Source organism: Gammaproteobacteria bacterium (genome assembly GCA_019748175.1).
GTDB lineage: Bacteria > Pseudomonadota > Gammaproteobacteria > JAIEPX01 > JAIEPX01 > JAIEPX01.
The window spans coordinates 1-4,956 of record JAIEPX010000018.1 but is presented as its reverse complement, the minus strand read 5'-3'; the positions used below and the strand labels follow the sequence as shown (position 1 = coordinate 4,956).

General features: G+C 38.6%; 7 protein-coding genes. 4 read left to right on the top strand and 3 right to left on the bottom strand.

Annotated features, from left to right (window positions below; genetic code table 11):
* A partial coding sequence (locus K2X50_08535) for a hypothetical protein (protein MBX9587289.1) occupies window positions 1-417 on the bottom strand: 417 nt, incomplete at its 3' end.
* Between the two features lie 305 nt (window positions 418-722).
* Between K2X50_08535 and K2X50_08530 the strand changes: the two genes are divergently transcribed.
* The 4 genes from K2X50_08530 to K2X50_08515 all read left to right on the top strand — a co-directional run bounded on the left by K2X50_08530 (window position 723) and on the right by K2X50_08515 (window position 3,402).
* Window positions 723-1,052, top strand: coding sequence for a 4a-hydroxytetrahydrobiopterin dehydratase (locus K2X50_08530; GenBank protein ID MBX9587288.1), 330 nt, complete (start codon window positions 723-725; stop codon window positions 1,050-1,052).
* A gap of 169 nt (window positions 1,053-1,221) precedes the next feature.
* On the top strand, window positions 1,222-1,992 hold the full coding sequence (locus tag K2X50_08525; protein MBX9587287.1) for a hypothetical protein: 771 nt from the start codon (window positions 1,222-1,224) through the stop codon (window positions 1,990-1,992).
* A gap of 488 nt (window positions 1,993-2,480) precedes the next feature.
* Entirely contained in the window at window positions 2,481-2,894 is a 414-nt protein-coding gene (locus K2X50_08520) for a hypothetical protein (protein ID MBX9587286.1), read from the top strand.
* A 283-nt stretch (window positions 2,895-3,177) separates the two neighbouring features.
* The gene (locus tag K2X50_08515; protein MBX9587285.1) at window positions 3,178-3,402 is read left to right on the top strand and encodes a DUF5334 domain-containing protein; all 225 of its coding nucleotides are present in this window, start codon (window positions 3,178-3,180) and stop codon (window positions 3,400-3,402) included.
* Here the strand turns inward: K2X50_08515 and K2X50_08510 are convergent.
* Together K2X50_08510 and K2X50_08505 are read right to left on the bottom strand one after the other, a co-directional pair.
* Entirely contained in the window at window positions 3,399-3,941 is a 543-nt protein-coding gene (locus tag K2X50_08510; protein MBX9587284.1) for a hypothetical protein, read from the bottom strand. The genes K2X50_08515 and K2X50_08510 overlap by 4 nt on opposite strands.
* A gap of 95 nt (window positions 3,942-4,036) precedes the next feature.
* Window positions 4,037-4,624, bottom strand: coding sequence for a hypothetical protein (locus tag K2X50_08505; GenBank protein ID MBX9587283.1), 588 nt, complete (start codon window positions 4,622-4,624; stop codon window positions 4,037-4,039).
* Between the last annotated feature and the right edge of the window lie 332 nt (window positions 4,625-4,956).

Sequence of the window (4,956 nt, the reverse complement as noted above, 5' to 3'; positions counted from 1 at the left end):
ATCAAATTCTTTTCGATTCGAGTCATAATAAAGCGGTTTCTCTTTCTCAAAAATTCCTTTCTTGGCAGCGAGGTATTGTTGTGTTCGATCTAATAATAAGAGACAGGCATAGATGCGATTGTGAAGAGAGGTTTGATCATCATGGGCGATTGCAGCCAATCTCGCCCCGCGCTTTTTGCCTTCATTGCAGATGTCAGCATGTTCTTTTGAAGAACACTCATGAAGGGCCTTTTTATAGTCATCCCAAAGGACCGTGCGGGTATTGTCATGCTGCCAATAAAAATTCTTTGAGGCCATGAGTTTTGTTAAAGGCGTTTCTGACAAAGGGCTATCTGCGGCCAAACATTTTTGTGCGGGGAGCACCAGAAGGAAAAGAGAGGAAGTAATATTTTGGAGATAGGTGGATTTTGCACTCATTCGGATTCGCCCTTTGAAAGAGGTGGATGCAGTTCCTGAGATCATTGCAGATCGTTATTTGTTTAGCAAGGTGGGAAATAGGAGAATCGTTAATTGTATTAAATGAAGATTGTAGAAAAAGTCCTTATGGCGTGGTGTTGAGTCGAAGATGCTGCGTGCTGGCACTCCTCTTCATAATGTTAACAATTTGAATTCACAGTCAAACTTTATGATTGCCCCTACAATGCTGACTCAGTAATGTTGTAGGGTCATTGGATTAGTGATAATGATTTTCAAAACAAGCACAAACCTCTAAAGGAGCTGTCATGGAAAAACTCAAAAACAAATCTTGTGTGCCCTGCCGTGAAGGGGCGGTTCCCTTCACGAAACACGTTACCGATACGTTCTTAAGAATGCTGGGTAATGATTGGCAGGTTAATAATCAGGGGCATCTCTATAAGGCTTTTAAATTTAAGGATTTTATGGGCGCAATGACCTTTGCTAATAAGGTGGCTGTGATCGCGGAAGCGGAAGGTCATCACCCAGATCTGCTCATCCGCTGGGGGGCATGCGTCGCAGAAATCTGGACTCATAAAATAGACGGTCTTACGGAAAGCGATTTCATTCTGGGGGCCAAAATTGAGGCGATTGGGTAAGGGGGTCTTAGCGATTCAAGGGTATGGGATGTATCCGCTATGTAACTGATACGCCCAATTCAAATTTCCCAGGGCGGGTGAAACAGTTCCCCTTTTTTTCAGCGATGCTTTGATGGTATGTTTGAATGCAACCTATGCGCTAGTAATATTAAAACAAGGAGACCCTCTCATGAAAACAAAACCTATCTTAATGTTAATTTTTATATATATTTCGTTCGTTATGCCCTCTATCTCAACCCAAAAAAAAGATCCAGAAATTTCACCATTCGTTACTTATATTACCCACCCTGATTCCAAATTACGGGCGAGTGTCAGCACAAAGCGCTTAAAGGAAATTGACACAGATGCTGTTCTTAATGGTGTCGACTCTTTTCCGGCCGTGCCAAGCAGGGGTGATCTTCCAGATTTACATGTATGTTCAACTCTTTTGGTTTCTTGTATTGATTTTCGACTTCGCGATGAGGTTGAAAAATTTATGAGAGAAACGCTGGGCCTTTTGGATGGATATGATGAAGTTGTTTTGCCTGGGGCCGCTCTTGCTGTAACAGCTTCCACCCCTGGCCATGGTATAGTTGACAATAGTCCGACGGCTCCCTATTATTGGGCCCAAAAATACTACGATTCTTTATTCGAATCCGTCATTAACGCTATAATGCTTGCTCGTGAGAAGCATCATATTGAAAGAGTGATTCTTCTGGATCACAGCAAATGTGCAGCATATACGTTATGTAAAGATCATTTTGATCCAGCAAATGAAGTTAACGAACATAAAGGCGAGCTTGCTTTTGCGAGTAAAAGAATCCTTGAAGCGCTAAAAGATTTTGGGCATTTTCCGGAACCCATCAAAGTGTATTCTTTGTATTGTGATTTAAACACGCCGGGCCAACTGACTTTTAAGAATTTTCACCAGTTAGGGGTCGAGACGACTTCTAAGTTGTAAGGAAAAAATATGGTTCCTTTACCTTTCCTGCAAGGGGAGAGGTAAAGGAGACTTTTTTGGGTCAGCAAATCTGTGGTTAGTCTTTAATTTTTACCAAAACCAGCGCGGGCGAATTTGTCGCATCTCTGATTGTCTCTGGGCTTTATTAAGCATTCGTAATCAATCCACATGACTTTATTGCTTCTTCGTTCTATTCCTTCATAGAATTTAGCGAGTCAGCTTCAACTCTACAATGATTAACCTCGTCATTTTATTGAATCATTTTAGGAAGCAATCGGGGTTAATTCTTCTTACAATTTGTTGATTGTTTTATTTTTGTAACTTTAACATTTTTGTTTGCTGATCTTGTCTATGATAATCACTAATGTAGAAGGAGTTATGCGTATGAGAAGTAGAGAGAGTTGGCTTTATTGCCATCTCTATAAAAATATGATAGTGATATTGCCTAATAGTTAGTATTACCAAAACAACCATAACGAGCATTTAAAATGAACAGAACAACTATGACTATATATTTCTTTGTCTTGTCGATCCTCATGGCGGGGGATGTTACTGCCATGGAAGATCCTCAAGAAACAAGACCTTTACTAACCAGAAGCTCAACAGCTATTACCCCCTCGGAACAAAAATATTCACTCGATGAATATTCAGCGTCGTTTCGTGACGATGTTGATCGCCTGGCCAAACACTTCGAAAATTTTTCAGCCATGACGCCTGAAAATCAACAGCAGTTACTAAATACATGGAAAATAGCGACTGAGACTTATCTCTTGGAAATGGAATTATCTAATGGTGGACTTAATCCGAGACTAAAAATTTCGAGTGAAACGACTGATAAATTAACGGCTATTAATGCAATTTATAGAAGTCACAAAAAGAGAAATGGCTGCATCCTTCACTAACAGAGTTCATACGAAGAATTATGTCTTGTGAGCTGCACTATACTTTAATCTCACGAAGTTGATAAAAAACTTAGAATATTTATTTGGTATCAGAATTTTTAATCGATTTCTCAGGGTTGGATTTAGAGAATAAGGGGCATGTATCATTGTTACTTTTTCCGTCTTCATGGCTCTTGAAAAGATGAGTATTAATACTATCTTATATAGTGCAATTAAAATGGACTAAGGGGGCTAGCTTATGAACATACTAATAAAAATATCTTCCCTTTTACTCGTAATTACCATGTTACCTAGTACGAACGCTTGGAGTGGCTATGATGCTACTTCAGGAGGAAGCGTTGAAATTGAATCAGGTAACCTTGTTAGAGAAGGGGAAACGATAGACGTTTATGATGGTGAATATAAAACTATGAATGTTGAAAGCATAAATAGGTTCGGTGGGAGTGTAGAAATTCAAGGAACGGACGATACTGGTGAGCAACGTGTATTAGAAATGGATGGTGATTAAAGTTCGAGTTTTTTTTGCATTCTATCTGATAACGATATTACGTGTGGAAAATACCGATTGTAAAAATTATACCTCCAGATGCCCGTATTTTGATCATCAGGTATTGTGCTGTATTCACATGAAAAAATGTCTATGTTTGTAATCCTATGGATGGGAATAACTTCAAGTTCTTTAAATATATCTATAGAGTGCATACCTGGCTTAAGTTCATCGTAGATATTTATTGTCGTTTCTTCTGATAGGATAGCTTGATAAATATCAAAATAGATGGCCTTCGTTATTCTCTTTAATTCAGCTATAATAAAGGGTCTGAATCTTTGCCAACTGTAAGTAATTTTTGCATCGTTCAGGCTAAGGACGCTAGCGATTACAAAATCATCCAATTTTTTATTTTTTTCTAGGCTCCTTGATGTGCTTAATGATAGTGCCTTCGATGCTTTTGAATCATCACCAACTCGAATTGTCAAAGCTATCTTAAAATATTCATCCTCTATACTATATAAATTATTGCAGTCTGAGCATGCTGGAACGGTTATCATGTGTTTTTTAGTGCCTGGAGGGAAAATACATTTTGGTGGAACGTGATCCTTTGTATTGGCCTCTCTAAGATTGCAATATATACAACGCATCTTGGTTATTTCTCAGAAAATGGGGCCCATCGATATTTTTCAATTCGTTTAGCAATACTTTCATAAATGTCCTTTTTTCCGGCAATTTCATTAACGGCGCGGATAAAATTTCCTATTTCACCTATATCAACAACGCTGTTTTCAATTGCAGGGGAAATATACTCATCCTTTGGAGTAGTACCCAATTGCCTACTAGTTATCGCAAGCCGTTGACCCATCTTTTGTTTATGTTTAGAGGGCTCAATGTAGTTATATAATTGATTATATGCTAATTCAGCGTCGGGTATGTTTTTGCTGATCTCGTCTATAGGAATAGAATGACTATCTGCACCAAAACCGATTTGCTCAATTATACCGTTAAATTTTAATTGTGCGTCTCTATAAAGCCTTCGTACTTCTTGTGTACTACCTTTTGGTAATGAAGAATATCGTTGAACAACTAGATCAGCAAACTCTTTCCTCTGATTTAATATACTAACGATGGCTAGTTCTCTTGGATGAGGGGTGCGAATTGAAGGAGTCCATGGTGAAACCATAAAGACAACAATCACCAGCAAAAGAGCAAAGAAAACAATGGTAATTTTATTTTTCATGGACAGTCTCTAACTCCATTACTTTAATGGACATATAGTAAAACTCTACCAGCAGCATGTTAATAATTTGTTAAGTCCTAATTTTAAGGTAGATGTCTATTATTAGATCATAGCCTATGCAAATGGCAAATTAACTGCCCATCTTTAATTAATTAGGGTTTTTCTCTTATTTTCCATTCAAATGCTTCCGCGGGGAATTTTAGAGAAAGAATGAAACCACCCAAACCCATGGTAGAGATTGGAGCACCCGAGACGATTACCGCATATCGCTGTGCTCATGCGTTGCCTTCGCTGCGCTTCGGCCCGAACTTTATGACGTTCTCATCCCTTAT

Excerpts from the sequence above, each read along its gene's own strand:
- K2X50_08510 (MBX9587284.1), bottom strand. The coding sequence starts at position 3,941 with ATGATAACCGTTCCAGCATGCTCAGACTGCAATAATTTATATAGTATA.
- K2X50_08530 (MBX9587288.1), top strand. The coding sequence starts at position 723 with ATGGAAAAACTCAAAAACAAATCTTGTGTGCCCTGCCGTGAAGGGGCG.
- K2X50_08525 (MBX9587287.1), top strand. The coding sequence starts at position 1,222 with ATGAAAACAAAACCTATCTTAATGTTAATTTTTATATATATTTCGTTC.
- K2X50_08505 (MBX9587283.1), bottom strand. The coding sequence starts at position 4,624 with ATGAAAAATAAAATTACCATTGTTTTCTTTGCTCTTTTGCTGGTGATT.
- K2X50_08520 (MBX9587286.1), top strand. The coding sequence starts at position 2,481 with ATGAACAGAACAACTATGACTATATATTTCTTTGTCTTGTCGATCCTC.
- K2X50_08515 (MBX9587285.1), top strand. The coding sequence starts at position 3,178 with ATGTTACCTAGTACGAACGCTTGGAGTGGCTATGATGCTACTTCAGGA.